The 3,766-nt window shown below is 29.1% G+C and carries 5 protein-coding genes; all 5 read left to right on the top strand.

Annotation, left to right across the window (positions count from 1 at the left end; genetic code table 11):
• Nucleotides 1-109: 109 nt before the first annotated feature.
• Nucleotides 110-694 carry a hypothetical protein gene (locus M4I21_RS18370; protein WP_249560684.1) on the top strand — a complete coding sequence of 195 codons (585 nt, stop codon included), beginning with the start codon at nt 110-112 and terminating at the stop codon, nt 692-694.
• Between the two features lie 207 nt (nt 695-901).
• A complete protein-coding gene (locus tag M4I21_RS18365) occupies nt 902-1,342 on the top strand; it encodes a hypothetical protein (RefSeq protein ID WP_249560683.1) in 441 nt (146 codons plus the stop codon).
• A 6-nt stretch (nt 1,343-1,348) separates the two neighbouring features.
• The gene (locus M4I21_RS18360; protein WP_249560682.1) at nt 1,349-1,582 is read left to right on the top strand and encodes a hypothetical protein; all 234 of its coding nucleotides are present in this window, start codon (nt 1,349-1,351) and stop codon (nt 1,580-1,582) included.
• 239 nt (nt 1,583-1,821) lie between these two features.
• On the top strand, nt 1,822-2,583 hold the full coding sequence (locus M4I21_RS18355; RefSeq protein WP_165750557.1) for a hypothetical protein: 762 nt from the start codon (nt 1,822-1,824) through the stop codon (nt 2,581-2,583).
• Nucleotides 2,584-2,790: 207 nt separating this feature from the next.
• Nucleotides 2,791-3,495 (top strand): YARHG domain-containing protein, encoded by a 705-nt coding sequence (locus M4I21_RS18350; RefSeq protein ID WP_249560681.1) that lies wholly within the window; start codon nt 2,791-2,793, stop codon nt 3,493-3,495.
• Nucleotides 3,496-3,766 lie beyond the last annotated feature (271 nt).

The following is a 3,766-nucleotide window of genomic DNA, read 5'->3' as shown; positions in this document are numbered from 1 at the left end:
AGAAAAACACAAAACCATAAGGTTTTGCTTTGTGCGTAGCTGGAAATCAAACGGATTTCCGCCCCGCACTAATCATAGCCGAGCCGTTACCACACATTAGACAAGACCAATGAAAAAAGGAATTTTAATAACAATAATTGGAATTATAATTATCGGAATTTCTTATTTCGGAATTGAAATGTATGGCTTTGCAAAAGGAGTTAAAGAAGATGCGAAAAAAGAAAATCTGAATGCGGAATTAAATGCTCAAACTCAATTTTCTGGTTATCCGACTTCTGACAAAGTTGAATTTAATATTAAAGCGGGAAAAGAATATTATGCTGGAGAACCAATTGAAATAAAACTGATTTGGAAAAACGAATCTGATAAAAACGAAAAAATAATGATTAGAGATTATTGGGGACATCCAATCGGAACTGGAGCATCAATAATGGATTTAAAAAATGTGGAATTAACAAGCCAAATTTCAAGCCATATTTTAAGTTCTCAATTATTTTCACCAGATGACTTAAAAGAATATGAAATTGAACTCAAGCCAAACGAAACAAAAGAATATTCTGTTGATTTATTAAAAATTCCAATTTTAAAACAAACTGAATCTAATCTGAAAAGCACTTTACCGAAAGGAAAGTATAAAATTCAGGTGTTTTATTATTCGAAAATGTCGAAAGAAATTGAAATCGAAATAAAATAAAAAACGTGTGGTAACACTATATATAGCAAATAAGGCAATTAGTGTTTTACCCAAAAGTTCTGGTCTATTTGCAAAGTCGCCAAATCTTTTGATTTGGTATTAAAAGAGAAAAATTAAAACAAAACACAAAAGATTTGGCTTGTGGCTTAACCGAAAATAATCGCTTGTTTTCTGCCCTACTTGCCATATATTTAACGTTGTATGCAATTGAAAAACGAAAATTTGAGAAATAAACTACTGATTTTATTAACGTTGATTTTCTTGAATTCTTGTCAACTAAATTGGTACGGAGATATTGATTTAGGGTCCAACTTTTACTATCAAGTAGAACCAGCATTTAATAGTATTGTGATTCCAGTAAATACAGATGAACCATATAAATCAAGCATTTACGTAATTAAGAATATAGAAAGCGTAGGATTTGACAAAAACTATATTCTTGCGATTTCTAAAAATGGACAAGAAATAAAATACTGGCGGATTAACAAAAATGCAGAAACGAAAAAATTAGGCTATAATGAAAACTCTATAATTGAATTATCAAATGTTTCTGAAATAGGCTCAACAGAGTTTAATCAAATTAGAACTTCGGAAAATATTGGACTAAAAACCAAAACGGAATATAGGAAGGAACTTAACTACGAATAAATATTAATGGAAAAAGATAAGGACAAATTAATATCTACAAAAGTAGGCTATGAAGCAATGCTATATTGTTTAAAAGCATATTGGGAAAATAGCGGTTCGAATGATTTGACAGATATTTTAAGTGGTGGAGAATATTGGAAAGGAACTGATGAACCTGCTGATTCTGCTTTTTGGGAATATTGGACAGAAGCTATTGAGAAAGTGAAATCTGACGGTCCTATGTATAAGGAACTGAAGTAAAACTGCACACAACAAAACCTATACGTAATGCGGACTTTAGGGCTTAGGCAGAAAGGTCTGCGTATTTTTATAAAGTCGCTAAATCTTATGGATTTAGCTTTGGACAAGAAAAAAATAAAACTAAACAATAAGCTTTAGCTTCGTGCTCAGACGGAAACGAAAGGTTTCCTTGCCTCCGCACTACGCATAGCTCAGCCGTTAGCAGTAATTAAAACTCAATACTCAAATTTAAGCCTAAAATGAAAACAATTTTCAGAAATAATCAAATTAATATTATATCAGAAAATGGAGAAGAATTAGAAGTATTCAGAGAAACTATTTATGAAAATAGAATTATTGTTTATAAAGTTATAGATGAAAACACTCTTGAAGAAATTCATTTAAATAAACTTGACGGTAAAATAATTACAAGGAAAGATAGACAAACTAAATTACCAAAATTTGAGTTTTTATTTGATAATGAAAAAATTATAATAAAGCATAAATTTCTAGATGAACTTGATTTTAATGGATTTGAGCCTAAAGGCATAAATATAGAAACAATTGTAATTAATGGTTTTAGGAAAGACAAAGAAATAGGTGGGTTTATTCATTGGCATCCTATTAACAAAGTTCCTAATACATATCATAAAGATGCTCAAGGTGCATTAGAGAGTTTTCTTGGAAGTGAAAAATCAAAAAAAAAGGAGAATGATTTCTTGAAAAACAAGTATGCTAAATGGACCACTAAAGAAAAAGCTAACTATCATTACGGAGCCATCTTGTTTGAAGATAGAATGCAAGGTGGATTTCCTAGCGGATATTCAAATCCAGCTTCAACATATTTGTCAAAATGGTTTATTGATACATACAAAGATTTTGACGAAGACATTATGTCAACTTTAAGATTAATCTCAGAATTATTTAGCATTAGAACAAAATATCTAGATAAAATGATTTTATTAGATTTCACAAGTCCTGAATGGAAAAAATATGCTGATAAACTAGGATTATTAGAATAAAACTACTGCTAACAATGGCTATAATTAATACGGAGTTTGTTGCTTAACCCAGAGTTTAGTGTATTTTTATAAAGTCCGCCAAATCTTTTTGATTTGGCTTTAGAACAAAAAAGATAAAACAAAATAAAAAGTTTTGGCTAAGTGCTTAATCGGAAATTAATTGATTTTTAATCCCGTACTAACCATAGCCTAACCGTTAGCTACCATATGAAAAACAAACTCACATACATATTAATATTTCTTTTTTGTTCTCTAATAAGTTTTGGACAAACGAATGGGGATTTAGTTGATATAAATCCAAATAATATTACATCCTGGAAAGTTGAAAAAGAAAAATATTATGGAACTTATTCATTTGGTTTCTCTGAAAATGAATCTGAATTGAGAATTTTCGGAAATGATACTATTACTATTGCTCAACACAAATATAATAGCTGGGATGGAAAAGGATGGTATAAAACTTTTATAACCTTTACCAATGTTAAAATTATTGATTCTAAATTCTATTCAGACCAATACAATGGAATATTTATTGAATTTAAAACATATGATGAGGGTGAAACTCTAAAAGGATTACATTTAGATAAGTATTTAACATCTGAATATAGCGGAGATAATGGAGAAATTGGAAGTAAAAATAAAACTCTTATTGAAGGAGAATACCCTGAATCATCTACGAGTATTTTGAGTTATAGCTATTTAAAATCGTTAAAACTTAATAAACTTAAAATAATGAGAAATGAAATATTCGCGAGATATGCTTATAAGTTTAAAAAAGGTGGAGAAATGAATGATTATTTCTCTAATAAAGATTGGTATTATGCTGAAAAACAAAATGTTAGTGAACTATTAACAATAATAGAGCAAGAGAATATTATTCGAATTAAACAGATTGAAAAAGAAAAACGGTAGCTAACAATATATAAAAAACATAGGGCTTTTGCGCAAACCCCAAAGGTCTATGTTTATTTACAAAGTCCGCTAAATATAAAATTTGGCATTTAAGAAGAAAATATAAAAGCAAAATATTTATATTTAGCTAAGTAATAAACCAAAACGAAAGCGCTTTTTAACCGCCCTACGTTCCTTATACTAACCGTTAGTAAATATTACAGTTGAAATTTAAAATATCGACTAGTAAGACAAATATTCTCTGAGTAATTGTAACTGAATAAAATTATGT

The sequence above is a fragment of the Cellulophaga sp. 20_2_10 genome (assembly GCF_023476645.1).
Lineage (GTDB): Bacteria > Bacteroidota > Bacteroidia > Flavobacteriales > Flavobacteriaceae > Cellulophaga.
The sequence above is the reverse complement of the archived record's forward strand: the minus strand, read 5'-3'. Positions and strand labels throughout refer to the sequence as shown.

Excerpts from the sequence above, each read along its gene's own strand:
- M4I21_RS18370 (WP_249560684.1), top strand. The coding sequence starts at position 110 with ATGAAAAAAGGAATTTTAATAACAATAATTGGAATTATAATTATCGGA.
- M4I21_RS18360 (WP_249560682.1), top strand. The coding sequence starts at position 1,349 with ATGGAAAAAGATAAGGACAAATTAATATCTACAAAAGTAGGCTATGAA.
- M4I21_RS18355 (WP_165750557.1), top strand. The coding sequence starts at position 1,822 with ATGAAAACAATTTTCAGAAATAATCAAATTAATATTATATCAGAAAAT.
- M4I21_RS18350 (WP_249560681.1), top strand. The coding sequence starts at position 2,791 with ATGAAAAACAAACTCACATACATATTAATATTTCTTTTTTGTTCTCTA.